Origin of the sequence: Rhodovulum strictum, assembly GCF_009649175.1 — a bacterium.
GTDB lineage: Bacteria > Pseudomonadota > Alphaproteobacteria > Rhodobacterales > Rhodobacteraceae > Rhodovulum > Rhodovulum strictum.
Window position 1 is genome coordinate 76,214 of the sequence record NZ_WJPO01000001.1, and the last position, 24,336, is coordinate 100,549.

27 protein-coding genes and 2 pseudogenes are annotated in these 24,336 nt (G+C 67.5%); 21 read left to right on the forward strand and 8 right to left on the reverse strand.

Annotated features, from left to right (window positions below):
* Positions 1-13 precede the first annotated feature (13 nt).
* The 17 genes and pseudogenes from GH815_RS00375 to cysE all read left to right on the forward strand — a co-directional run bounded on the left by GH815_RS00375 (position 14) and on the right by cysE (position 13,308).
* Positions 14-577, forward strand: a complete 564-nt coding sequence (locus GH815_RS00375; RefSeq protein WP_153746753.1) for an HK97 family phage prohead protease — start codon at positions 14-16, stop codon at positions 575-577.
* Positions 537-1,811: a phage major capsid protein gene (locus tag GH815_RS00380; RefSeq protein ID WP_153746754.1), complete on the forward strand. Its 1,275-nt coding sequence runs from the start codon at positions 537-539 to the stop codon at positions 1,809-1,811. Before GH815_RS00375 ends, GH815_RS00380 begins: the two co-directional genes overlap by 41 nt.
* A 150-nt stretch (positions 1,812-1,961) precedes the next feature.
* A complete protein-coding gene (locus GH815_RS00385) occupies positions 1,962-2,561 on the forward strand; it encodes a head-tail connector protein (RefSeq protein WP_153746755.1) in 600 nt (199 codons plus the stop codon).
* A complete protein-coding gene (locus tag GH815_RS00390; protein ID WP_153746756.1) occupies positions 2,558-2,899 on the forward strand; it encodes a head-tail adaptor protein in 342 nt (113 codons plus the stop codon). The genes GH815_RS00385 and GH815_RS00390 overlap by 4 nt, the downstream gene beginning before the upstream one ends.
* Positions 2,896-3,306 (forward strand): DUF3168 domain-containing protein, encoded by a 411-nt coding sequence (locus GH815_RS00395; protein ID WP_153746757.1) that lies wholly within the window; start codon positions 2,896-2,898, stop codon positions 3,304-3,306. The genes GH815_RS00390 and GH815_RS00395 overlap by 4 nt, the downstream gene beginning before the upstream one ends.
* A gap of 23 nt (positions 3,307-3,329) precedes the next feature.
* Complete coding sequence (locus GH815_RS00400) at positions 3,330-3,743, forward strand: phage major tail protein, TP901-1 family (protein ID WP_153746983.1); 414 nt, start codon at positions 3,330-3,332, stop codon at positions 3,741-3,743.
* A gap of 2 nt (positions 3,744-3,745) precedes the next feature.
* A complete protein-coding gene (locus GH815_RS00405; RefSeq protein ID WP_153746758.1) occupies positions 3,746-4,078 on the forward strand; it encodes a gene transfer agent family protein in 333 nt (110 codons plus the stop codon).
* Positions 4,065-4,262, forward strand: a complete 198-nt coding sequence (locus GH815_RS00410) for a rcc01693 family protein (RefSeq protein WP_153746759.1) — start codon at positions 4,065-4,067, stop codon at positions 4,260-4,262. Before GH815_RS00405 ends, GH815_RS00410 begins: the two co-directional genes overlap by 14 nt.
* A gap of 3 nt (positions 4,263-4,265) precedes the next feature.
* Positions 4,266-4,919, forward strand: coding sequence for a phage tail tape measure protein (locus GH815_RS00415; protein WP_153746760.1), 654 nt, complete (start codon positions 4,266-4,268; stop codon positions 4,917-4,919).
* A 15-nt stretch (positions 4,920-4,934) separates the two neighbouring features.
* Positions 4,935-5,579 carry a DUF2460 domain-containing protein gene (locus tag GH815_RS00420; RefSeq protein WP_153746761.1) on the forward strand — a complete coding sequence of 215 codons (645 nt, stop codon included), beginning with the start codon at positions 4,935-4,937 and terminating at the stop codon, positions 5,577-5,579.
* Positions 5,579-6,466, forward strand: a complete 888-nt coding sequence (locus GH815_RS00425; RefSeq protein WP_153746762.1) for a DUF2163 domain-containing protein — start codon at positions 5,579-5,581, stop codon at positions 6,464-6,466. Before GH815_RS00420 ends, GH815_RS00425 begins: the two co-directional genes overlap by 1 nt.
* A complete protein-coding gene (locus tag GH815_RS00430) occupies positions 6,463-6,906 on the forward strand; it encodes a C40 family peptidase (RefSeq protein WP_153746763.1) in 444 nt (147 codons plus the stop codon). The genes GH815_RS00425 and GH815_RS00430 overlap by 4 nt, the downstream gene beginning before the upstream one ends.
* Before the next feature lie 3 nt (positions 6,907-6,909).
* Positions 6,910-8,715, forward strand: a pseudogene (locus GH815_RS19565) (baseplate multidomain protein megatron); the annotation flags it as partial.
* Positions 8,716-9,282: 567 nt separating this feature from the next.
* A pseudogene (locus GH815_RS19570) lies at positions 9,283-11,367 on the forward strand (baseplate multidomain protein megatron); the annotation flags it as partial.
* On the forward strand, positions 11,360-12,079 hold the full coding sequence (locus tag GH815_RS00440) for a DUF2793 domain-containing protein (protein WP_153746765.1): 720 nt from the start codon (positions 11,360-11,362) through the stop codon (positions 12,077-12,079). The pseudogene GH815_RS19570 and the gene GH815_RS00440, both read left to right, overlap by 8 nt.
* 4 nt (positions 12,080-12,083) lie before the next feature.
* Entirely contained in the window at positions 12,084-12,392 is a 309-nt protein-coding gene (locus GH815_RS00445; RefSeq protein ID WP_153746766.1) for a DUF7742 family protein, read from the forward strand.
* A gap of 103 nt (positions 12,393-12,495) precedes the next feature.
* The gene (gene cysE, locus GH815_RS00450; RefSeq protein WP_153746767.1) at positions 12,496-13,308 is read left to right on the forward strand and encodes a serine O-acetyltransferase; all 813 of its coding nucleotides are present in this window, start codon (positions 12,496-12,498) and stop codon (positions 13,306-13,308) included.
* 33 nt (positions 13,309-13,341) lie between these two features.
* Here the strand turns inward: cysE and GH815_RS00455 are convergent, their stop codons facing one another.
* The 5 genes from GH815_RS00455 to GH815_RS00475 form a co-directional block, all read right to left on the reverse strand.
* The gene (locus GH815_RS00455; RefSeq protein ID WP_153746768.1) at positions 13,342-14,670 is read right to left on the reverse strand and encodes a pyruvate dehydrogenase complex dihydrolipoamide acetyltransferase; all 1,329 of its coding nucleotides are present in this window, start codon (positions 14,668-14,670) and stop codon (positions 13,342-13,344) included.
* A gap of 10 nt (positions 14,671-14,680) precedes the next feature.
* The gene (locus tag GH815_RS00460; RefSeq protein WP_153746769.1) at positions 14,681-16,045 is read right to left on the reverse strand and encodes a pyruvate dehydrogenase complex E1 component subunit beta; all 1,365 of its coding nucleotides are present in this window, start codon (positions 16,043-16,045) and stop codon (positions 14,681-14,683) included.
* Positions 16,046-16,060: 15 nt separating this feature from the next.
* Positions 16,061-17,077, reverse strand: coding sequence for a pyruvate dehydrogenase (acetyl-transferring) E1 component subunit alpha (pdhA, locus tag GH815_RS00465; RefSeq protein ID WP_153746770.1), 1,017 nt, complete (start codon positions 17,075-17,077; stop codon positions 16,061-16,063).
* A gap of 134 nt (positions 17,078-17,211) precedes the next feature.
* Positions 17,212-17,514 carry an FtsB family cell division protein gene (locus GH815_RS00470; protein ID WP_153746771.1) on the reverse strand — a complete coding sequence of 101 codons (303 nt, stop codon included), beginning with the start codon at positions 17,512-17,514 and terminating at the stop codon, positions 17,212-17,214.
* Between the two features lie 92 nt (positions 17,515-17,606).
* Entirely contained in the window at positions 17,607-18,797 is a 1,191-nt protein-coding gene (locus GH815_RS00475; RefSeq protein ID WP_153746772.1) for a phosphoglycerate kinase, read from the reverse strand.
* A gap of 145 nt (positions 18,798-18,942) precedes the next feature.
* Here GH815_RS00475 and GH815_RS00480 point away from each other — a divergent pair, with 145 nt between their 5' ends.
* On the forward strand, positions 18,943-19,449 hold the full coding sequence (locus GH815_RS00480) for a peptidylprolyl isomerase (protein WP_153746773.1): 507 nt from the start codon (positions 18,943-18,945) through the stop codon (positions 19,447-19,449).
* Positions 19,442-19,990, forward strand: a complete 549-nt coding sequence (locus GH815_RS00485) for a peptidylprolyl isomerase (protein WP_153746774.1) — start codon at positions 19,442-19,444, stop codon at positions 19,988-19,990. The genes GH815_RS00480 and GH815_RS00485 overlap by 8 nt, the downstream gene beginning before the upstream one ends.
* Here the strand turns inward: GH815_RS00485 and GH815_RS00490 are convergent.
* Entirely contained in the window at positions 19,980-20,948 is a 969-nt protein-coding gene (locus tag GH815_RS00490; protein ID WP_153746775.1) for a GNAT family N-acetyltransferase, read from the reverse strand. The genes GH815_RS00485 and GH815_RS00490 overlap by 11 nt on opposite strands.
* Before the next feature lie 45 nt (positions 20,949-20,993).
* Here GH815_RS00490 and GH815_RS00495 point away from each other — a divergent pair, with 45 nt between their 5' ends.
* Entirely contained in the window at positions 20,994-21,143 is a 150-nt protein-coding gene (locus tag GH815_RS00495) for a hypothetical protein (RefSeq protein ID WP_170290266.1), read from the forward strand.
* Positions 21,144-21,276: 133 nt separating this feature from the next.
* Here GH815_RS00495 and tyrS read toward each other — a convergent pair whose 3' ends face one another.
* Positions 21,277-22,530, reverse strand: a complete 1,254-nt coding sequence (gene tyrS, locus GH815_RS00500; RefSeq protein ID WP_153746777.1) for a tyrosine--tRNA ligase — start codon at positions 22,528-22,530, stop codon at positions 21,277-21,279.
* A gap of 66 nt (positions 22,531-22,596) precedes the next feature.
* Between tyrS and GH815_RS00505 the strand changes: the two genes are divergently transcribed.
* Positions 22,597-23,703 carry an anhydro-N-acetylmuramic acid kinase gene (locus GH815_RS00505; protein ID WP_153746778.1) on the forward strand — a complete coding sequence of 369 codons (1,107 nt, stop codon included), beginning with the start codon at positions 22,597-22,599 and terminating at the stop codon, positions 23,701-23,703.
* Positions 23,704-23,706: 3 nt separating this feature from the next.
* Here GH815_RS00505 and GH815_RS00510 read toward each other — a convergent pair whose 3' ends face one another.
* Complete coding sequence (locus GH815_RS00510) at positions 23,707-24,141, reverse strand: cupin domain-containing protein (protein WP_153746779.1); 435 nt, start codon at positions 24,139-24,141, stop codon at positions 23,707-23,709.
* Positions 24,142-24,336: the final 195 nt, after the last annotated feature.

A 24,336-nucleotide genomic window follows, 5' to 3' on the forward strand; every position in this document is an offset into this window, starting at 1 on the left:
AAGGGGAGTTCGGATGAAAGGATACGACAGGGACACCGGACTGGAGCGCAAGTTCTGCCAGCCGGACGGGCCGCTTGCGCTGGGCGAGGGGGCCATCATCGAGGGCTATGCCTCGCTTTTCGGTGCCACGGACCAGGGCGGCGATGTGGTGCAACCCGGCGCCTATGGCGCCTGCCTGAAGCGGATGGCGGCCGAGGGTCGGCGGGTCAAGATGCTGTGGCAGCACGATCCCGCCCAGCCCATCGGCGTCTGGGACGAAGTCAGGGAGGACAATCGCGGGCTTTTCGTCAAGGGGCGGTTGCTGCCCGAGGTGGCGCAGGCCCGCGAGGCGGCTGTGCTGGTTTCGGCCGGTGCGATCGACGGTTTGTCGATCGGCTATCGCACCAAGCGGGCCGAACGGGATGCAAGCGGGCGCCGGCTTCTGGCGGAGCTGGAGCTTTGGGAGGTGTCGCTGGTGACTTTCCCGATGCTTGCCGAAGCGCGGGTCGGCGCCAAAGGGGGAGACCCTGCCGAAGTGCTCTTGCGCGACCTGGCGGATGCCTTCGCGGGCGCCCGCCGAATGTTGGCCGAGGGTTGATTACCAGAGGCCGCGAGGACCGATCTCAACAAGGACAAGCGAGATGACCGAGACCGAGACCAAGTCCGGCGGGAGCCATGCCCCGGCGGCGGAAGTGAAGCAGGCGCTGAACTCATTTCTTCACGATTTCAGAGAGTTCCAGGCTGACATGAAATCCCGACTGCAACAACAGGAAGAGCGACTGACCATGCTGGACCGGAAATCCCAAATGACCGCCGCCAAACGGCCTGCGCTTTCACGGGCCGCCGATATCGACGCGCCGCACAAGAAGGCGCTTGCCTCGTATCTGCGCAATGGCGACGATGATGGGCTGCGTGGGCTGGAGCTTGAGGGCAAGGCGCTGGGCACCTCGGTTGCGGCCGAGGGCGGCTATCTCGTCGATCCCGAGACGTCGGAGGCGATCAAGTCGGTGCTGCGCTCGACTGCCTCGATCCGCTCGATCGCGCAGGTCGTCACGGTCGAGGCGACTTCGTTCGATGTGCTGGTGGACCATTCGGACATCGGTTCGGGCTGGGCGACCGAGACCGCCACGCAGGTCGAGACCGGCACGCCGCTGATCGAGCGGGTCTCGATCCCGCTGCACGAGTTGTCGGCGATGCCGAAGGCCAGCCAGCGGCTGCTGGACGATTCCGCGTTCGATATCGAGGGCTGGCTTGCCTCGCGCATCGCAGACAAGTTCGCCCGCGCCGAGGCGGCGGCCTTCATCAATGGAAACGGCATCGACAAGCCGACAGGCTTCCTGTCGCATCCCCAAGTCCCCGAAGATGCGTGGAGCTGGGGTAGCCTGGGCTATGTCGCGACGCGCACCGATGGCGATTTCGATGCGGTGGCGCCTGCGGATGCGATCCTGGATCTGGTCTATTCGCTGGGTGCCGAATACCGCGCGGGGGCGGCCTTCGTGATGAACTCGCGCACGGCGGGTGCGGTGCGCAAGATGAAGGATGCCGATGGCCGCTTCCTGTGGTCGGACGGTCTGTCGGCGGGCGAGCCCGCGCGGCTTCTGGGCTATCCGGTCCTGATCGCCGAGGACATGCCCGATATCGCCTCGGGTGCGGTGGCGATCGCCTTCGGCAACTTTCAGGCGGGCTACACCATCGCCGAGCGTCCCGACCTGCGGGTGCTGCGCGACCCGTTCTCGGCCAAGCCGCATGTGCTGTTCTACGCCACCAAGCGGGTGGGCGGCGATGTGAGCGACTATGCCGCGATCAAGCTGCTGAAGTTCGCCACCGCCTGATCGTCTGACCGAGACGCTGCCTCCGGGTGATCCCCGGGGCGGCCAGGCGCGCGCCGGGTTCGCCCGGTCTGTCCAGCTGTTCCCTCCGTCGGGATGGCCGGGCCGGCGCGCGCCAGCATTCAGCGGGGGGCCAAGCGGAGAAATGACGAGATGATGCTGATCGAGCAGACGACGCTGCCCGCTGCCGCGCTGCCGCTGGACCGGTTCAAGGCGCATCTGCGGCTGGGAACGGGGTTCTCCGATGGCGGGGCCGAAGACGCGTTGCTGGAGGCATTCCTGCGGGCGGCTATTGCGACGATCGAGGAACGGACGTCGAAGGTGCTGTCGGCGCGCAGCTTCACCTGGGGGGTGCATGGTTGGCGCGATGGGGAGCGGGAGACATTGCCTGTGGCGCCGGTAAGCCGCATTACCGAGCTGCGGGTCCATGATCGCCGCGGCACCGTTTGCGTTTGCGATCCGGGCACCTACCGGCTGGAGCGGGACGGTACCTATCCGCGGATCGTGGCGGGACGGACCCATCTGCCGACGATTCCGCAGGGAGGCGGCGCCGAGGTCGATTTCGAAGCCGGCTTCGGCGAGGATTGGGACAGCGTGCCCCCCGATCTGGGGCAGGCGGTGTTCTTGCTGGCGGCGCATTACCACGAGAATCGACACGAGGCGGCGTCGGGCGCAGGCCATATGCCGTTCGGGGTCGCGGCGCTGATCGGACGCTGGCGGCGGTTGCGGATGACGGCGGGAGGCGCTTCATGAAGCGCCCCCCCATCCTGAACCGCCGCCTTGTGCTTGAGGCGGCGCAGCGGCTGCCCGACGGGGCCGGCGGTTTTTCCGAGACATGGGGCGAGCTTGGAATCCTGTGGGCCGAGATCACGCCGCGCACGGGCGGCGAGCGTGCGGGGCAGGAACTGACGCTGACCCGGGTGCCTTATCACATCGTCGTTCGGGCCGCCCCGCCTGGGTCGGCCCGGCGGCCCGCGCCCGACGCGCGGTTTCGCGAGGGCGCGCGGATCTTTCACATCCGCGCGGTGACCGAGGCGGACCGGAAAGGGCATTACCTGCTCTGCTTTGCCGAAGAGGAGAAACCGTCATGAGCTATGGCGCGGCAGCCGCGCTTCAGGCGGCGATCTACCAGCGGCTGGCGGGTAATTTGGACCTTGCGGCGCTGGTGGGCGGGGCGATCTTTGACGTGGTTCCGGCGGGCGAACTGCCGCCGACCTATGTCAGTCTGGGTCCGGAAGAGGTGCGCGATGCCTCGGACAAGACCGGCGGCGGGGCGCTGCATCTGTTCACCATCACGATTGTCAGCCGGGAGGCCGGGTTCGCCCAGGCCAAGGCGGCGGCTGCGGCGGTGTCCGATGCGCTGGTGGGCGCGCCCCTGGCGATGTCCCGCGGTCGGCTCGTCGGCCTGTGGTTCGACCGCGCCCGTGCCCGCCGGGTGGGCACCCAGGGCGAGCGCCGGATCGACCTGCGTTTTGGCGCGCGGGTCGAGGACGACTGAACACCAAATCTGGAGTGATCGACATGACGGCGCAATTCGGCAAAGACCTTCTGATCAAGCTCGACCTCGATGGGGCGGGCCAGTTCGAGACCATCGCGGGGCTGAGGGCCACGCGCATCAGTTTCAACGCGGAACAGGTGGATGTCACCAGCCTGGAAAGCGCGGGCGGCTGGCGCGAGCTTCTGGCGGGCGCCGGTGTCAAGTCGGCCGGAATTTCCGGTGGCGGCGTTTTCAAGGATGCTTCGACGGACGCCCGGGCGCGGGAGGTCTTCTTTGCCTCCGAGACACCGGCCTTTCAGGTCGTGATCCCGGGGTTCGGAGTGGTCGAGGGGCCTTTCCAGATCACCTCGCTGGAATATTCCGGCAGCCACAACGGCGAGGCGACCTATGAGCTGACGCTGGCCTCGGCCGGTCGGCTGACCTTTACGGCGTTCTGAGCATGGCCAATCCCCATGCAGGCGAGGTGGCGTTGATTGTCGATGGCGAGCGCCGGGTGCTCAAGCTGACGCTGGGTGCGCTGGCCGAGCTTGAGGCGGCGTTGGGGGCGGACACCCTTGTGGCGTTGATCGAGCGCTATGAGGAGGGCGCGTTCGCCACCCGCGATGTGCTGGCCCTGTTGCTGGCCGGGCTGCGCGGCGGGGGCTGGCAGGGCTCGGCCGCCGAACTGGCGCGCGCCGATATCGCAGGCGGCCCGATCATGGCGGCGCGGGCGGCGGCCCAGTTGCTGGCGCGCGCATTCACCCTGCCGGAGACGAACCATGACGGGCTTTGACTGGGGCGCGCTGATGCGGGCGGGAATCCGGGGGCTTGGTCTAAAGCCCTCGGAATTCTGGGCGCTGACGCCTGCGGAACTGATGCTGATGCTTGGCGCCGCGGGCGGTCCGGCGCCGATGAGCCGCGCGCGGCTTGAAGAGCTTGCGCGCGCCTTTCCCGACAACAGGTTGGATCAAGGATAACCGATGGCCCAGGCAGAGGATTTCGACGCGCAGATCGAGGCGCTGGAGAAGACGCTGGGCGGCGCGCGGGGAACCGCGGCGGCGTTCGAGGGCGAACTGGTCCGGATGCGCGAGAGCATGACGCTGACCCACCGCGAGGTGGGCGGGCTGTCGCGGGCGATCGGGGGCGGGCTGAGGCGGGCGTTTGATGGGCTTGTTTTCGACGGGATGAAGCTGTCGGACGCGCTGAAAGGCGTCGCGAACTCATTCGTCAACGCCACCTATTCGGCCGCGATGAAGCCGGTCCAGAACCATTTCGGCGGGCTGATCGCGGGTGGGATCGAGGGTCTGGTGAACGCGGCGATGCCCTTTGCGAAGGGCGGGGCTTTTTCCCAGGGCAGGGTGATCCCCTTTGCGAATGGCGGGGTTGTCGACCGGGCCACGCAGTTTCCGATGCGCGGCGGCACGGGGCTGATGGGCGAGGCCGGACCAGAGGCGATCCTGCCGCTGTCGCGCGGGCCGGATGGCCGGTTGGGGGTCAGGACCGAGGGGGGCGGGCGGCCCGTCCAGATCGTGATGAACATCACCACGCCCGACGTACAGGGCTTTGCCCGCAGCCAGAGTCAGATCGCCGCCGAGATGAGCCGGTTGATCGCGCGCGGCCAGCGCAACCGATAATCCGGAGGAAGAGGCATGGCATTTCACGAGGTCCGGTTCCCGGCCAATCTGAGCTTTGGCTCGTTTGGCGGACCCGAGCGGCGCACCGAGATCGTGACGCTCGCCAGCGGGTTCGAGGAGCGCAACACGCCCTGGGAACACGCGCGACGGCGCTATGATGCGGGTGCCGGGATGCGCTCGCTGGACGATGTCGAGGCGATGATCGCCTTCTTCGAGGCGCGGCGCGGCCAGCTTTGCGGCTTCCGCTGGAAGGACTGGTCCGATTTCAAGTCCTGCCCGCCGTCGCGTGATCCGGCCTTTGGCGATCAGCCGATCGGCAATGGCAATGGCAATGGCGATGGCGCGGCGACGGTGTTTCAACTGACCAAGACCTATGTCTCGGGCGCCCATTCCTATGTGCGCCCGATCACGAAGCCCGTTGCAGGAAGCGTCAGGATCGGGGTCGACGGGGTCGAACTGGTCGACGGCATGGGGTTCACGGTCGACACCACGACGGGTTTGGTAAGCCTGGCTGTGGTGCCCGAACCCGGCGCGGCGGTGACTGCAGGGTTCGAGTTCGACGTGCCGGTGCGGTTCGACACCGACCGGATCCAGACTTCGGTGGCAAGCTTCAATGCGGGCGATGTGCCGTCGGTGCCGGTTGTGGAGGTGCGGGTCTGATGGGAATTTCTGCGGAATTGCAGACACATCTGGCCAGTGGCGCAACGACCCTGGCCCGGTCCTGGGCGATCACGCGGCGCGACGGGGTGGTTCTGGGCTTTACCGACCATGACCGGGATCTGGTCTTTGAGGGCATCACCTTTCGCGCCGATACCGGGATGAGCGCGCGCGCGCTATCGCAGTCCACCGGCTTGTCGGTGGACAACTCAGCCGCGCTGGGCGCGCTGAGTTCCGATGCGATCTCCGAGGGTGACATCGCGGCGGGGCGCTATGACGGGGCGGGGCTGTGCATCTGGCTGGTGAACTGGGCAGATGTGACGCAACGGCTGGTGTTGTTCATGGGCTCGCTGGGCGAGTTCTCGCATCTGGGGGGCGGTTTCGAGGTCGAGATCCGCGGTCAGGCCGAGGTGCTGAACCAACCCCAGGGCCGGGTCTATCAGACGCCCTGTCCCGCGGTTCTGGGCGATGCCGCTTGCGGGTTCGACACGACCCGGCCCGGCTATTCGGCCAATGTAACGGCGGCCGCGATCGAGGCACGGCGCATCTTCCGGATCGAGGGCCTTGGCGACTTCCTGCCGCGCTGGTTCGAACATGGCCGACTTGAGGTCTTGTCCGGACCCGCGATGGGGCTGTCCGGCGCGATAAAGGCCGACCGAGAGGCGGGCGGGGCCCGGATTGTCGAGCTGTGGTCCGAGATACGCGGCGCGGTTGGCCCCGGCGATGCCTTGCGGCTTGTCGCGGGATGCGATCGTTCAGCCGACACCTGCCGCTGGAAATTTAACAATTTCATCAATTTCCGCGGCTTCCCCCATATCCCCGGCGAGGACTGGCTGATGAGCTATCCGTCTCAATCCGGGCTCAATGACGGTGGGAGCCTGAGCCGATGAGCGCAATCGCGGAGCGGGCCGCTGCCGAGGCGCGGCGCTGGATCGGCACGCCATACCGTCACCAAGCATCGACGCCGGGGGCGGGGGCGGATTGCCTGGGGCTGTTGCGCGGGGTCTGGCGCGAACTTTATGGCACCGAACCCGAGGACATCCCGCCCTATACGCCGGACTGGTCCGAACCGCAGGGCGAGGAAACGCTTTGGGCGGCGGCGCAGCGGCATCTGATCGCAAAGCCGCTTTCGGACGAGGCCGTGGGCGACGTGATCCTGTTCCGGCTGCGCGAGGCGGGCGTTGCCAAGCATGTCGGCATTCAGGGGGCGACCGGCGCGCAGGCGTCGTTCATCCATGCCTACCACGGCCATGGGGTGGTCGAGAGCCCGCTTTCTTCTCCCTGGGCGCGACGGATCGTGGCGCGGTTCGAGTTTCCCGAAAGGACATAGAGCATGGCGACAATCGTTCTGTCCGCGGCCGGTGCGGCTGCGGGCTCGGCTTTGGGCGGCTCTGTGCTGGGGCTGTCGAGCGCGGTGATCGGCCGCGCCGTCGGTGCCACCATCGGCCGGGTGATCGACCAGCAACTGCTCGGCACCGGCTCGCAGGCGATCGAGACCGGCCGGGTCGAGCGTTTCCGCCTGACCGGTGCCAGCGAGGGAGCGCCTGTCACCCGGCTTTGGGGCCGCTCACGCCTTTCGGGGCAGGTGATATGGGCCTCGCGCTTCAAGGAGCATGTGCGCAAGTCGGGCGGCGGCAAGGGTGCGCCCTCGCAGCCGAAGGTTCGCGAATACAGCTATTCCGTCAGCTTGGCGATTGCACTGTGCGAGGGCGGGATCGCGCGCGTTGGCCGGATCTGGGCTGACGGCGCCGAGATTGCCCCCGACGAGATCAACCTGCGCGTCTACCCGGGCAGCGAGGATCAGTTGCCCGACCCGCTGATCGAGGCGGTCGAGGGCATGGGCAGGGCACCGGCCTATCGCGGCATCGCCTATGTCGTGATCGAGGATCTCGATCTGGGCCGGTTCGGCAATAGGGTGCCGCAATTCTCGTTCGAGGTCGTGCGCGCGGCCGCCGGCGAGGTCGAGGATCTGGCCCATCTGGTTCAGGGCGTGGCGCTGATCCCCGGCACCGGCGAATACGCGCTTGCGACCACGCCGGTCCGTTTCGAGGATGCACCGGGCGTTTCGCGCTCTGCCAATGTCAACACGCCTGGCGGCAAGACCGACCTTGCGGTGTCGCTTGATACTCTGGTCGGAGAGCTTCCGCGCGTCAGCTCGGTCGTTCTGGTCGTCAGCTGGTTCTCGGGCGATCTTCGCGCGGGGATGGCCGACATCCGGCCCGGGGTCGAACAGAACGAAGTTGACGGCAAGCCGATGCGCTGGCGCGTGGCGGGGCTGTCGCGGGCTCAGGCGCCGGTGATCCCGCGCATTGACGGCCGCGCGATCTATGGCGGCACGCCATCGGATCAAAGCGTGATCGAATCCATTCGCGCGCTGGCCGTCGCCGGGCAGGAGGCGGTGTTCTACCCGTTCATTCTGATGGATCAGTTGGCGGGAAATGCGCTGACCGATCCCTATTCGGGCAAGGCTGGTCAGCCGCATCTGCCCTGGCGGGGCCGGATCACGCTGTCTTACGCGCCGGGCCATCCCCTGTCGCCGGACGGCACCCACGAGGCCGCCGCCGAGGTGGCCGAGTTCTTCGGCACGGCCCGGCCCCAGGATTTCGCGTTTGACGGCCAGACTGTCCGCTATAACGGGTCCGATGGCTGGAGCTATCGCCGCTTCATCCTGCATTATGCCCATCTTTGCGCTGCCGCGGGCGGCGTCGGAGCCTTCTGCATCGGGTCAGAAATGCGCGGGCTGACCACGATCCGCGGCCCCGGCAACAGCTTTCCCGCGGTCGAGGCGCTGTGCGCACTGGCCGCCGATGTCCGCGCTGCGCTGCCCGCCGCGAAGATCAGCTATGCCGCCGACTGGAGCGAGTATTTGGGCTATCAACCGGCCCATCAGCCGTGCGATCGGTTCTTTCATCTCGATCCGCTCTGGGCCGATCCGAATATCGACTTCATCGGCATCGACAACTACATGCCCCTGTCGGACTGGCGTGAGGGCGAGGAGCATGCCGACGCCCATTGGGGCGCGATCCACTCCCTCGACTATCTGAAATCCAATGTAGAGGGCGGCGAGGGATACGAGTGGTACTATCCCAGTGCCGAGGCCCGTGATGGCCAGAACCGTGTGCCGATCACCGACGGCGCCGAGACGATGGACTACGGAACGCCGGTGCGGAGCTTTGCCCAGAGTTCCAGCATTTCCGACACCGCTTTCGGAGGTGCGGCTGTCCGCTCGGCGGATGCCGGTTTCACGGTCCGGGTGACGCTTCCCTCCTCTCCGGTCGATGCCGTCCTCTTCGAAAAGGGCGCCTGGTCTATCGGGATGCTGGTCTGCGTGCGCGATGATGGAACCGTCCTGCGCTACCGTGCGGGGGCCGGGGACGCAGTCTCGGAATCCAACGACGATACCGCATTGCTCGATATCCCGGTAACAAGCCTGCCTTTCGACGGCGAGGAACATCTGCTCGCCTGGGATGTCACGGTCGCCACGGGGACGATCCGTCTTTGGTGCGACGGGGTGCTGATGGGCGTCGCTTCGACCACAAATGGCAGACCCTTTACGCAATGGGCAGGCTCCAGCACGGGCTTTTTCGGCGGCGCATCCGGTGTCGCCACGAACATGACGGGCGAACCGACGGTCGGCTGGCCGGTGCCTTGCCCGAACCCGTTGCACTATCATGCCGCCGCCTTCGGAACCGGCATGGGGACGCAAGAGCCCTGGATCTGGCGCTACAAGGACATCCGCAACTGGTGGGACAATCCGCATCACGAGCGCATCGGCGGCGTGCGCAGGGCGATGCCGACGCCTTGGGTGCCGCGCTCGAAGCCGGTCTGGTTCACCGAATTCGGCTGTGCTGCCGTCGACAAGGGCACCAATGCCCCGAACCTGTTCGTCGATCCGAAATCCTCTGAGAACGCCCTGCCGCCCTATTCGACAGGTGCGCGTGACGACCTGATCCAGCACCAGTATCTGCGCGCTGTGCTGAGCTACTGGTCCGACCCGGCGAAGAACCCGGTGTCGGATGTCTATGGCGGGCCGATGATCGACCTGTCCCGCGCCCATGTCTGGGCCTGGGACGCGCGTCCCTTCCCGCAATTCCCGGGCAACCGTGATCTCTGGGCCGATGGTGACAATTATGCCCGCGGCCATTGGCTGAACGGGCGTGCCTCGGCGCAGGCGCTGGATGCCGTCGTGGCCGAGATCTGCGCGGCATCGGGTGCGCAGGCGCCGGATGTCGAACGGCTTTACGGCCTTGTGCGCGGCTTTGCTGTGACTGGCACCGAGGGCGCCCGCAGCGTCTTGCAGCCCCTGATGCTCGCCTATGGCGCAGAGGCGGCGGAACGCGAGGGGCAGCTTGTCTTCTTCAACCGCGACGGGCGGCACAAGCGGGTCATCGAGCCGGGCACCTGCGCCATGACCGACCGTTCGCCGGGCGATATCGAGCATCTTAGAAGCCCCGAGGCCGAAACCGCTGGCCGGGTGCGGCTGTCCTTCATCGAATCCGATGGTTGCTACGAGACCCGCGCCGCCGAGGCGATCCTGCCCGACGAGTGCAGCCGCACGGTCGCGTCAAGCGAACTGGCGCTGGTGCTGACCGGCGGCGAGGGGCAGGCGGTGGTCGAACGCTGGCTTGCCGAAGCCCGCGTCGCCCGCGACCGCGCGCGCTTTGCGCTGCCACCTTCGATGATGGGGCTGGGGCCGGGCGATGTGCTGCGCCTGCCCGGGGGTGATTTCCGCATCGACCGGGTGGATCTGTCGGGCGCGCGCGAGATCGAGGCCGTCCGGGTCGAGCGCGGCGTCTACCCGCCGCCCAACCGCGACGAGTCGCCGGTGCGTCAGGCGACCTTCGTGCCGCCGATGCCGGTGCATCCGCAATTCCTGGACCTGCCGATCCTGACCGGGGAAGAGGTTCCGCATGCGCCCCATCTGGCGGTGGCAGCCACGCCCTGGCCCGGCACCGTCGCGGTTTATGGTGCCGTCAGCGACGCGGGTTACGAGCTGAATGCCATGATCGGCCAGCCCGCAATCGTCGGGGTCACCGAAAGCCCGCTTGCCGCCGCCGCGCCCTCGCGCTGGGATCGGGGGGGAGCGCTTCGGGTTCGTCTGTCGTCGGGCGCGCTGTCGTCTGTGGGCATGGCCGAGTTGCTGGCCGGGGCGAATGCCGCGGCAATCGGCGATGGCAGCACCGGCAATTGGGAGGTCTTCCAGTTCGCGCAAGCCGAGCTTGTGGCGCCCCTGACCTATGATCTGCGTCTCAGGCTTCGCGGGCAGGCGGGTACAGACGGGGTGATGCCGACGCTGTGGCCCACGGGCAGCCGCTTCGTTCTGCTGGATGGTGCGCCGACGCAGGTTTCGATGCCGCTTTCGGCGCGCGGGCTGGATCGCCATTACCGGATCGGCCCCGTGACGCGGCCGCTGGACGATGCCTCGTTCATCCATCTTGTCGCCGCCTTCGACGGGATCGGTCTCAGACCCTATGCCCCTTGCCAACTGACCGCCCGGCCGGACGGGCAGGGCGGTCTTGCCATCGGCTGGGTCCGGCGGACGCGGATCGACGGGGACAACTGGGCCTCGGTCGAGGTGCCGCTGGGCGAGACGCGCGAAGCCTATCATCTGCGGGTGATCGGGGCGGGTGGGACGGTGCTGCGCGAGGGCACGACCCAGATCCCGGCCTGGACCTACACCGCCCAGATGCGCGCCGCAGATGCCGGGGCGCAGCCCGTCGCCATCGAGGTGGCGCAACTGTCCGACCAGTTCGGACCCGGACCTTATCAAAGGATCATGATCCATGAGTGAGACCGCAAACCTGTCCCTGCCGCTGATGCAGGCCGCGCAGGCCCAGAAGCATGTCACCCTGAACGAGGCGCTGGTCCGGCTGGATGCACTGGTGCAGTTGCGCCTGCAAAGCACCAGTCTCAGTGCCCCGCCCGTCACCGCACTTGATGGGCAGGTCTGGGCCGTCGCAGCAGACGCCGCCGGTCTTTGGGCCGGGCAGGCCGGGCGCATCGCGATCGCCGACAATGGCGGCTGGGTCTTCGTGGTGCCGCGCGCGGGCTGGCGGGCCTGGGCCGTCGATACGGGCACCGATATGCGCCATGACGGGACCGGCTGGCTGCCGGTTGCGACCTCCGGGGCGGTGTCGCCGACCGGCGCGGCCTTTGAAACCCGGGTTGTCGTGTTCGATCACGTCGTCGTGGCGGGCGGAGCCCAGGCCACGACCCAGGTGATCCCCTCTCATGCGACGGTCTTTGCGGTTACCGCGCGGGTGATCGAGCCGATCACGGGCACGCTGGTCAAATGGAGCCTTGGCACCGAGGGGGCGGTCGACCGGTTCGGCCGCGATCTCGGGATCGGGCTCAATTCCTATGCCAGGGGCGTTCTCGGCTGGCCCATGACCTATTATGCGCCCGCGCCGCTGGTCCTGTCGCCCGAGGGCGGGGTGTTCGCGGGCGGCAAGGTGCGTTTCGCACTGCATTATGCCGAATTCGGCTTGCCGGCCGCGGTCTGAGCCGATGCGCCCGGTTCTTCCCGGCGACGCGGTGGCGGCCGCGCGCGCCCTCTACGCGCGGCCATCGACCGAGCGTCAAGCCGCCATGTCGCTGATGCTGGTGCATGCCGAGGCGGCGGATGCTTATCGCAAGCGCTTCGGCCGCGCGCATCCGGTCTGGGGCAACGGCTCGCTCATGGCCCTTGCCCAGCGCGAAGCCCTGCCGCCCGAACCGTCGCTGGATGACCCCGACTATTGCCGCTGTCTGGCGATCGTCTTCGGCACCCTCGCAGACCGCCGCGATGTCAGGGCAACGCCCGGAAATCATCCCTGAGCGCGCCGTTGCGCAGTTCCGAACCCCGCGCCCGGCCGCATGTCTCGACTTTGTTTTCCCGATCCGGCTGTGTAGAATGGCCCCTCAAGGGAAGGGAACGCACATGGCCAAGACGAAACCCAGGCTGACCGAACTCGATCCCGTCTGGAAACGCATCTGCGACGAGGCCGAGGCGGCCGTCGCGGAAGAGCCGCTTCTGGGCGGGCTGATGCATTCGAGCCTTCTGCACCATGGCGGGCTTGACGATGCGTTGGCCTACCGCTTCGCGCTGAAACTGTCCTCGGGCGAGATGTCCGAGCAATTGCTGCGCGAGATCGCCGATGCCGCCTATGCTGCCGATCCCGGCCTCGGCAAGGCCGCGCGCGCCGATCTTGCGGCCGTCTTCGACCGTGACCCGGCCTGCCACCGCTTCATCCAGCCGATCCTGTTCTTCAAGGGCTTCCAGGCATTGCAGGCTTATCGCGTGGGCCATTGGCTCTGGCAGAGCGGGCGGCGCGACATGGCCTATTTCGTGCAGATGCGCGTCTCCGAAGCCTTTGGCGTCGACATCCATCCCGCCGCGCGGATGGGCAAGGGCATCATGATCGACCACGCCCATTCCATCGTGATCGGCGAAACCGCGGTGGTGGGCGACAATGTCTCGATGCTGCATTCGGTGACGCTGGGCGGCACCGGCAAGGACAAGGGCGACCGCCATCCCAAGATCGGCAATGGCGTGCTGATCGGGGCGGGCGCGAAGGTGCTGGGCAACATCACGGTCGGCTGCTGCTCGCGCATCGCGGCCGGGTCGGTGGTGTTGCAGGACGTGCCGCCGAAATCGACGGTTGCCGGTGTTCCGGCGCGGATCGTGGGCGAGGCGGGTTGCGAACAACCCTCGGTCACGATGGACCAGTTGCTCGGCGGCAAGGGCGTGTAGGACCGATCCGGGCGGGATCCCCCGCCCGGCGTCTCAGGCCAGCATCGCCATCGGGTTTTCCAGGTTGTCCTTGATCGCCTGAAGCAGTTCGGCGCCCATCGCCCCGTCAATCACCCGATGATCGACGCTCAGCGTCACCGACATGATTGTGGCGGCGGCAATCTCGCCGGTCGCGGTGACGACGGGTTTTCGCACGCCTGCCCCGACAGCCAGGATCGCGCCATGGGGCGGGTTGATGACCGCATCGAAACTGTCGATGCCGAACATCCCCAGATTCGAAATCGCAAAGCTCCCGCCCTGATAGTCCTGCGGCGCGAGCCTGCGTTCGCGCGCGCGGGTTGCCAGATCCTTCATCTCCGCCGAAAGCTGGCTGAGGCTCTTGGCCTCGGCATCGCGCAGGACCGGCGTGAACAACCCGCCCTCGATCGCGACGGCCACCGCCACGTCGGACGGCTTCAGCCGCAGGATCCGGTCGCCTGCCCAGACCGCGTTTGCCGCGGGCACCTGTTGCAGCGCCAGGGCGCAGGCCTTGATGATGAAATCGTTGACGCTGAGCTTGACGCCTCGCTTGTCCAGTTGCGCGTTGAGCTGCGTGCGGAAGTCCAGCAGCGGGTCGAGCAGGATATCCCGGCGCAGGTAGAAATGCGGGATGGTCTGCTTGGCCTCGCTGAGCCGCGCGGCGATGGTCTTGCGCATCCCGTCGAGCGGGATTTCCTGATACTCTCGGTCGGCATAAAGCCGCGCGACCGCCGCCGCATCGGCCGCGGCGGGGAGGGGGGCAAGGGCGGCGGCAGGTTCTGGCGCGGGGACGGGCGAAGGCGCCAAGGCTGCGCGCGGGGGCACGACGCCGGGTTCGGCAGCCTCGACATCGGCCCTGACGATCCGCCCGCGGGGCCCGGTTCCCGCGATCTGCGCAAGCTCGATCCCCTTTTCCGCGGCGATCCTGCGGGCAAGCGGCGAGGCGAAGACGCGCCCGCCCGTGCCGGTCGTCGGCGCGCGGGGGGCGGCGGCCGGCGCGGGGACCCCGCCGGGGGCCGCCTTGCCGGCCGCGTCGGCCGTTCCGGCCTCCGAGGCCTGTGGTGCCGGGGGCGCGTCCGCGGTCAGCGTGGCGGCGCTTTCGCCGTCATCGAGCAGGAGGGCAATCGGGGTGTTGACCTTGACGCCCTCGGTTCCGGCCGCCACGAGCAGTTTGCCCACGCGGCCTTCATCGACGGCCTCGACCTCCATCGTTGCCTTGTCGGTCTCGATCTCGGCGATCAGATCGCCTGCCGCGACCCTGTCGCCCTCCTTGATGAGCCATTTCGCGAGCGTGCCCTCTTCCATCGTGGGCGACAGCGCGGGCATCAGGATTTCCGTCGGCATCCGCGCCTCCTCAGCGATAGCAGACGGCGCGCGCCGCCTCGATGACCTCTTTCGTGGTCACCAGCGCGAGCTTTTCGAGGTTCGCCGCATAGGGCATCGGCACGTCCTTGCCGGTGCAGTTGATCACCGGCGCATCCAGCCAGTCAAACGCCTGTTGCATCAGCACCGCCGAGATGTGGTTGCCGATCGAGCAGACCGGGAAGCCCTCTTCGATGGTGACGCAGCGATTGGTCTTCTTCACGCTTTCGATCACGGTTGCGGTGTCGATGGGGCGCAGCGTGCGCAGGTCGATCACCTCGGCCGCGATGCCCTCTTTCGCCAGCGCGTCCGCAGCTTCGAGCGCATAGGTCATGCCGATGCCGAAGCTGACAAGGGTGACATCCGAGCCTTCGCGCCAGATCCGGGCCTTGCCGAAGGGGATGGTGAAATCGTCAAGCTGCGGCACCTCGAAGGTTCGGCCATAGAGGATTTCGTTCTCGAGGAAGATCACCGGGTTCGGATCGCGGATCGCGGTCTTGAGCAGCCCCTTGGCATCGGCCGCGGAATAGGGCTGCACCACCTTGAGCCCGGGAATATGGGCGTACCAGGCGGCGTAATCCTGGCTGTGCTGGGCGGCGACGCGGGCGGCCGCGCCGTTGGGGCCGCGGAAGACGATGGGACACCCCATCTGCCCGCCCGACATGTAGAGCGTCTTGGCGGCCGAATTCACGATCTGGTCCATCGCCTGCATGGCGAAGTTGAAGGTCATGAATTCGACGATGGGGCGCAGTCCCCCGAACGCCGCGCCGACCGCGAGCCCGGCAAAGCCATGTTCGGTGATCGGCGTGTCGATCACGCGGCGCGCGCCGAATTCGTCCAGAAGCCCCTGGCTGATCTTGTAGGCACCCTGATACTCGGCAACCTCCTCGCCCATCAGGAACACCGTGCCGTCGCGGCGCATTTCCTCGGCCATGGCGTCGCGCAGCGCCTCGCGGACGGTGGTGGATTTCATCGCCGTGCCCGCGGGGATTTCCGGGGCCGGGGCGGGTGCCTTCGGCTGGGCCGGGGGGGCGGCCGGCGCGGGGCCCCCCTTGGGGGCCGCCTTGCCGGCCGCGTCGGCCCGTCGGGCCTCGGGCACGGCGTCGGAGGTTTCGCCCTCGGCCAAGAGCAGCGCGATGGGGGTGTTGACCTTGACCCCGTCGGTGCCCGCCGTGATCAGGATCGCGCCGAGGATGCCGTCATCCACCGCCTCGAATTCCATCGTGGCCTTGTCGGTTTCGATCTCGGCGAGGATATCGCCCGCCGCCACCTTGTCGCCCTCCTTGACCAGCCATTTGGCCAGCGTGCCTTCTTCCATCGTGGGCGAGAGCGCGGGCATCAGGATTTCGGTTGCCATGTCGCTGATCCCCCCTCAGCCATTCGCCGCTTCGGCATAGATATCGGTGAAAAGCTCGTCCACCGAAGGCTCGGGGCTTTCGCGGGCGAACTCTGCGGCGGCGTTGACGATGGCCTTGATCTCCTTGTCGATCTCTTTCAACTCATCCTCGGTCGCGTGGGTGCCTTGCAGGATCAACTCGCGCACATGCTCGATCGCGTCGCGTTCCTCGCGGATTTTCTGCACCTCCTCGCGCGAGCGGTACTTTGCCGGATCCGACATCGAATGGCCGCGATAGCGATAGGTCATCACCTCGAGGATATAGGGCCCCTTGCCCGCCCGGCAGTACGCAACGGCCTTTTCGCCCGCGGCCTTGACCGCCAGCACGTCCATCCCGTCGACTTCCTCGCCCGCGATGCCATAGGCCGCGCCGCGTTCCCACAGGTTCGGCGATCTGGTGGACCGCTTGACCGCGGTGCCCATCGCATACTGGTTGTTCTCGATCACGAAGATCACCGGCAGCTCCCAGAGCTGGGCCATGTTGTAGGTTTCATAGACCTGGCCCTGGTTCGCCGCGCCATCGCCGAAATAGGTAAATGTCACGCGCCCGTTGCCCAGATACTTGTCAGCAAAGGCCAGCCCCGCCCCGATCGGCACCTGTGCGCCGACGATCCCGTGGCCGCCGTAAAAATGGCGCTCCTTCGAGAACATGTGCATCGAGCCGCCCTTGCCGCGGGAATAGCCGCCCGCGCGCCCGGTCAGTTCCGCCATCACCCCCTTTGGGTCCATCCCGCAGGCCAGCATGTGGCCGTGATCGCGGTAGGAGGTGATGCGCTTGTCGCCCTCCTCGGCGGCGGCCTCGAGCCCGACCACCACCGCCTCCTGACCGATATAGAGATGACAGAACCCGCCGATCAGGCCCATGCCGTAGAGCTGGCCGGCCTTTTCCTCGAATCGGCGGATCAGCAGCATCTCGCGGTAGAACTTCAGCAGTTCTTCGCGGGAAGTATTTGATTGAGAAGTGGTTTTCGCGGGCGACTTGCGCGTTGCCATCGGGCGGCGCCTCCCTTGCGCGGCAAATAGTTTAGCGTTGAACTAAATCCTAGCAGACCCGTGCGGGAAGGGCGAGCGGTTTTCCGTGCCGCACTGCGCCACAAGAGTTTCAAGCAAGACCCTTGCGCCGGAAGTCAGCGGACCACGATCTCGTCGGCGCGGATCAGGCCCAGAACGACGCGCGCGCGTTCGTCCAGCAGGTCAAGATCCAGAAATCCGTCCGACAGCCGACGCGTGCGGTTCTCCAGATCGGCAAGCTCCGCTTCCAGTACGGCCTTTTCGGCGCGCAACCGCTCGGCATCGGCCTCGATCTGGATGCGGCGGAACAGCCCGTAATCGCCCTGCACCGCGGCAAAGGTGAAATAGGTCGCCAGCGTCGCCCCGACCCCCAGAAAGAGTAGCGCCCCCAATGCCGGGCGCCCGCGCTGACCGCTCATGTCGCATGCCTCTGGCGCCGCCTCTCGCGGGCGGCCGAGGCCACTCTAACCCATCAGACTCGCTGAGGGAATCCCCCACGTCGCGTTGCAGGTCAGCCTTCCAGGGCAGCCACGCCCGGCAGCGTCTTGCCTTCCATCCATTCGAGGAAGGCGCCGCCCGCGGTCGAGATATAGCTGAACGCCTCGGCCGCGCCGGCCCCGTTCAGCGCCGCGACCGTATCGCCGCCGCCCGCGACCGAAACCAGCGCCCCCGCCTTCGTCAGTTCAGCCGCCTTCTGGGCCGCCGCATTGGTCGCCGCATCGAAAGGGTCGATCTCGAAGGCGCCCAGCGGGCCGTTCCAGATCAGCGTCCTGCACTTGCCGAATACGTCCTCGATCCGCTTCACCGTCTCGGGGCCCGCGTCAAGGATCATCGCATCCGGTGGGCAGGCATCGGCCGCCACCGTCTCGTTCTCGGCGCCTGCGCGGAACTCGCGCGCGCAGACCACATCGACCGGCAGCACGATCTCGCAGCCCGCCGCCTTGGCCTTGTCCAGAATGTCGCGCGCGGTGCCCGCCATGTCATGCTCGCAAAGCGACTTGCCCACGGCCACTCCCTGCGCGGCAAGGAAGGTGTTGGCCATCCCGCCGCCGATCACCAGGTAATCGACCTTCGCCACCAGATTGCCCAGGAGGTCGAGCTTGGTCGATACCTTGGCGCCGCCGACCACGGCCACCACCGGCCGCTCGGGCGTTGCCAGCGCGCTTTCCAGCGCCTTCAACTCGGCCTCCATGTTGCGGCCCGCGCAGGAGGGCAGCAGCCGCGCGATCCCCTCGGTCGAGGCATGCGCCCGGTGCGCGGCGGAAAAGGCGTCGTTGACATAGACATCGCCCAGCGCGGCCAGCGCCGCGGCCAGTGCCGGATCGTTCTTTTCCTCGCCCGCATGAAAGCGGGTATTCTCAAGCAGCAGGATATCGCCCTCGCTCAGTGCCGCGACCGCCTGCTTGGCGGGCAGCCCGATGCAGTCCTCGGCAAAGATCACGCCGCGCCCGAAGGCCGCTTCCAGCGCGGGCAGCGTGACCTTCAGGCTCATCTCGGGCACGACCTCGCCCTTGGGGCGGCCGAAATGCGCCAGAAGCACCGGCTTGCCGCCCCTGGCAAGGATGTCCGTCACGGTCGGCACGATCCGCTCGATCCGGGTCGCGTCGGTCACGCGGCCATCCTCGACCGGCACGTTGATGTCCACGCGCACCAGCGCGACCTTCCCGGCAAGCTCCATGTCGTCGAGTGTCTTCCAGGCCATCTGTCGTCCTCCCGAGGCGTTCAGGTTGGCGCTAGATCGCCCGAACCGGGTGGCAAGGTCAATGCTCGGTTCCGCGAAGACCCTTTTCATCGGCAAACCGTCGCACTAGGGTCCGCGGCAAATTCCCACGCAGCAGGAGGCGCAGATGGCCGAGATCATGGACCCCGAGAATACCATCGTGATGGAACTGAAGGGCGGGCGCGTCGTCATCGAACTGTTGCCCGACGTGGCGCCGAAACATTGCGAGCGGATGAAGGAACTTGCCCGCGCTGGCGCCTATGACAACGTGGTGTTCCACCGCGTGATCGACGGCTTCATGGCGCAGACCGGCGATGTCGAGAACGGCAATGCCGAAAAGGATTTCAACCTGCGCCGGGCGGGCACCGGCGGGTCCGACCTGCCCGATCTGCCGGCCGAATTCTCGAAACTGCCGCATGACCGCGGCACGCTGGGGGCGGCGCGCTCGTCCAATCCCAACTCGGCGAATTCGCAATTCTTCATCAACTTCACCGACAACCATTTCCTGAACGGGCAGTACACTGTCTATGGCCGCGTCATCGAGGGGATGGAGCATGTCGATGCCATCACCCGCGGCGAGCCGCCTGCCAATCCCGACCGGATGCTCAGCGTCAAGGTGGCGGCCGATGCGTAACCTGATCCTTGCGCTGATGCTCGCCGCCGGTCCGGCGGCCGCCACCGGCCTTCAGATCGAGGTGGCGGGCGAGGGGGCGAATGGCCGGATCGTGATCGACCTGTTCGAGGATGTCGCGCCCAATCATGTGGCGCGGATCACCGAACTGGCCCGGGCCGGGGCGTATGACGATGTGGTGTTCCATCGGGTGATCGACGGCTTCATGGCCCAGACCGGCGATGTGGAATTCGGCAAACTCGGTTCGGACATGCGCCGCGCGGGCATGGGCGGGTCGGATCAGTCCAACCTCGCTGCCGAGTTTTCGGACCGGCCCTTCGAGCGCGGCGTGATCGGCATGGCGCGCGCCACCGATCCCGACAGTGCCAATTCGCAATTCTTCATCATGTTCGCGCCCGCGCCGCATCTGAACGGCCAATATACCGTGGTTGGTCAGGTCCGGTCGGGGATGGAGGTTGTCGACGCGATCAAGCGCGGCACCGGGCGCAATGGCGCGGTCACGGGCCAGCCCGACCGGATGGTGAAGGTGACCGTCACCGACTGAGCCTGCGCAGCGGCAAGGCGGCGGCCCGGGCCAGGGCCGCCACCGCCCGGCTGCCCGGCGCATCCAGCCAGCTTGCCCCCAGTGGCACCGCTGCTGCGCCCGTGCCCAGCTTGAACCGCGCCAGATCGGGCGCGGTTTCCGTGTCGAGCAACCCGAGCTCCAGTGCCGCAATACCGCGCGCCTTGAGCGCGATCATCGCGCGCCACAACAGCAGCGTATGGGCATTCGCCGCACGCCCCTCGGGCGAACTCCAACCCAGATGATAGCTTGCCCAGGGGCGGTGGATCAGGAACAGCATCCCCGCAATCGACCTGTCCCCGGCCTGGGCGCTGACCAGCAGCGTTTCGCCAGCCAGCGCCCAGGCCAGCGCATAGGCGGGCGGCAGGCGGCCATAGCGGCGTGCGCGCGCCTGCGCCGCTTCCTCGCGCAACAGCCAATGGCCGGGATCGTCGGGCAGGGCGGTTTCGGCCACGGCCAGCCCCCCCGATTCGGCCCGCCGCAGCCGGTTGCGCCATTTCTGATGCAGCCCCGCGCGCAGCGCGCAGAGCCCGGGCGCCAGCGACAGCCGTGCCACATGGCCCCCCGTCATCATGGAAAGCCACGGCCCGCCCGCCATCGGATCGGCCCCCGCCACCGGCTCGGGCGTCACGATCACCCCCCGATGCCCGGCCCGCAGTGTGGCGATCAACGCCGCAAGCGCGTCCCGCGCGGTTTCGGTCGGCAAACCGGGCGCAAGGACCGGCCCGCGCGAGACCAGCGCCACCCCGCCGATCAGCGGCCAGTCCCGTCGCAGCACCTGCGCCGTGGCCATCACCCGCCTGCCGTCACGCCATTCCAGCCAATAGACCGCGCGGCCCAGCGCGGCACAGACTGCGCCATGGGTCGGATGCTGCTGCATCGGCAGATCCGCGCCTTCGGGCGGGTTGGGCAGGTTGGCCTCGGTCCAGGTGATCGTCATGCCCCTGTTAACCATGAGACAAGCTAAGGCATGGTAAACGGCGCCATGGCCAAGCCCCGCAAGACCGTCATGGGCATCCACGCCCCGCCCCCCCGGCCCACCCGCGCGGGGGCGCTGTGGCTGGCGCTTGCGGTCACGCTGCCGCTGGCGGGCCTGATGGGGCTGGTCGAGATTCTGCGCTGGCTGATCGGCTGAGCCGGGCTGCTTCGGGTTTCGCCGTGCTTGCGCACGGCGACCCGCGCGGGGGGCGCTGCCCCCCGCGACCCCCCGGGGTATTTTGGCCAAGAAGAAGATGCGGCGGGCAGAGGTGGGTGTACCCGGGCCGCCCTCAGCCTGCCAGCCGGACCAGCGCGTGGCGCTTCTTGCCGGCCGACAGCTTGATCGGCTCGGCCAGCATCGCGGCGTCGATCATCAGCCCGGCATCGGACAGCAATTCGTCATTCAGCCGCGCGCCGCCTTCGGCGATCAGCCGTTTGGCCTCCTTGCCGGATTTCGCCAGCCCCGCCCGGGTGATGAGCTGCACTACCGGGATGCCCTCTGCGATCTCTGTGGCACTCAGCGCAAGCGTGGGCAAATCCTCGCCCAGCCCGCCCTTCTCGAACACCTCGCGCGCGGTGGCCTCGGCCGTTTCGGCAGCCTCGGCCCCGTGGCAGAGCGTCGTCACCGCATTGGCCAGGACGATCTTGGCCGCGTTGATCTCGGCCCCTTCCAATGCACCCAGCCGGTTGCATTCGTCGAGCGGCAATTCGGTGTAAAGCCGCAGGAAGCGGCCCACATCGGCGTCGGCCGTGTTGCGCCAGAATTGCCAGAACTCGTAAGGCGAGCGCATCTCGGCATTCAGCCAGACCGCGCCGCCCGCACTCTTGCCCATCTTGGCGCCGTCCGCCGTGGTCAGCAGCGGCGAGGTCAGCCCGTAGACCTCGTGATCGAGGATGCGCCGCGTCAGGTCGATGCCGTTGACGATATTGCCCCACTGGTCCGACCCGCCCATCTGCAACCGGCAGCCATAGCGGCGGTTCAGCTCCAGGAAGTCATAGGCCTGAAGGATCATGTAGTTGAATTCGAGGAAGGACAGCGACTGCTCGCGATCCAGCCGCGATTTCACGGATTCGAAGGACAGCATCCGGTTGACCGAGAAATGCCGCCCGATATCGCGCAGGAAATCCAGGTAGTTCAGGCTGTCCAGCCATTCGGCATTGTTCAGCATCAGCGCGTCGGTCGGCCCCGCGCCATAGTCCAGATACTTGCCGAAGACCTGCTTCATGCCCGCGATATTGGCGTCGATCTGGTCGGGGCCCAAGAGCGGGCGTTCGTCCGAGCGGAAGGACGGATCGCCCACCTTGGTCGTGCCGCCGCCCATCAGCGTGATCGGCTTGTGCCCGGTCCTTTGCAGCCAGCGCAGCATCATGATGTTCAGCAGATGCCCCACATGCAGCGAGGCTGCCGTGGCGTCATAGCCGATATAGGCGGTCACCACCCCGTTGCTCAGCGCCTCGTCGAGGGCCTGATAATCGGTGCAGTCGGCCATGTAGCCGCGCTCGATCATCACGCGCAGGAAGTCCGATTTCGGGTGGTAGGTCATCGCCTCTTGTCCCCTGGGATGGATTTGGCCAGTGATATATCGGGCAGGCCGCAGAAGGGAAAGCCGATGTTGAAACCGGGGCCGGTGCGCGCGCTGGGCACGATGTCGGGCACCTCGCTTGACGGCGTGGATGCCGCCGTCCTGCTGACCGATGGCGAGGCGATCATGGGCTTCGGCGAAACCGCCTATCGCCCCTATGCGCCCGCGGAACGCGCCGTGCTGGCCGCAGCCCTGGGCCGCTGGCCGGGCGAGACGGGGGTGGATGAGGCCGCCGAGATCGTCGAGACCGCCCATGCCGAGGTGATGGCGCGGTTCTCCGATCTGGCCATTGCGGGCTTTCACGGCCAGACGCTGGCGCATGACCCGCAGGGGCGGGGCACGCATCAGGTGGGCTCTGGCCGTGTGCTGGCCGAGGTGCTGGGCCTGCCGGTGGTGTGGGATTTCCGCTCGGCCGATATCCGGCTGGGCGGGCAGGGGGCGCCGCTGGCCCCGTTCTTCCACTTCGCCTGTGCGAAATGGATCGGCGCGCGGGCGCCCTTGGCCTTTGTCAATCTGGGTGGCGTGGGCAACCTGACCTGGGTCGATCCCCGGCTTGATCGGCCCGACGCCCCGGGCGCGCTGCTGGCCTTTGACACGGGCCCTGCGAATGCGCCGATCGACGATCTGGTGCGGGCGCGGCTGGGGCAGGGGTGCGACCGCGACGGGGCGCTGGCTGCATCCGGCCGGGTGGACGAGGCCGTGATCGCGGCCTTCCTTGCCCATTCGCATTTCCGGCGGATGCCGCCCAAATCTCTGGACCGGAACGATTTTTCCACGCTCTCGGCACAGGTGGCCGACCTCTCCGACGCCGATGCTGCCGCCACGCTGACCGCCGCGGCCGCCGCTGCGGTTGCCGCCGGGCTTGACCATTGTCCGACGCGGCCCGACCGGCTGCTTGTCACCGGGGGCGGGCGGCTGAACCCGGTGATGATGGCCATGCTTGCCGCGCGCAGCGGCCTGCCGGTCGATCCGGTCGAGGCGGTGGGGCTGGATGGCGACATGCTCGAGGCGCAGGCGTTTGCCTATCTGGCGGTCCGGGTGGCGCGCGGGTTGCCGACCTCCTGTCCCGCGACCACGGGCGTTGCGGCGGCGGTGGGGGGCGGTATCGTCAGCCGCCCGTCGCGGGCGGCCTGAGGCTCAGCCCGCCGCAGCCGGAATATCGAAGCCGGGCGGCGCCATCTCGAACCCGTCGAAGCTGAATCCGGGGCTGACCGTGCAGCCGACCAGCGTCCAGCCGCCCAGCGGGCGCGCCGCCTGCCAGTGATGGGCGGGCACCAGGATCTGCGGCCGTTCGCCCGCCGCAAGGTCGACACCCAGTCGATGCGCCACCGCCGGACCATCGGCACTTTCGGCGATCCGCAACTCCAGCGGCGCCCCCGCATGGAAATGCCAGATCTCGGCGGCATCGACCCGGTGCCAATGGCTCTGCTGCCCTTCGGCCAGCATGTAATAGATCGCGGTGCCCATGGGCCGCGCGCCGCCTTCGGCCCCCGCACGCCATGTCTCGCGATACCATCCGCCCTCGGGATGGGGCTGCAAGCCCAGCAATGTGATGATCTCGTCGGCGGTCATGGCGCCCCTCCGGCCGCCCGGCGCGGCGCTGCAATGTGCTCGATTTACTGGAAGTTTGCCGAAAACGCCATCTTGCCGTCATGAAAAGCGACATTTCCTCCGCCAGGATATGCTGCATTGCAGAATTATATGCGCGACTCTCTTGCTGCGGCGCAGCATTTCGGGCAACAGGCGGTCTCTCGGGCGGATGGCCCG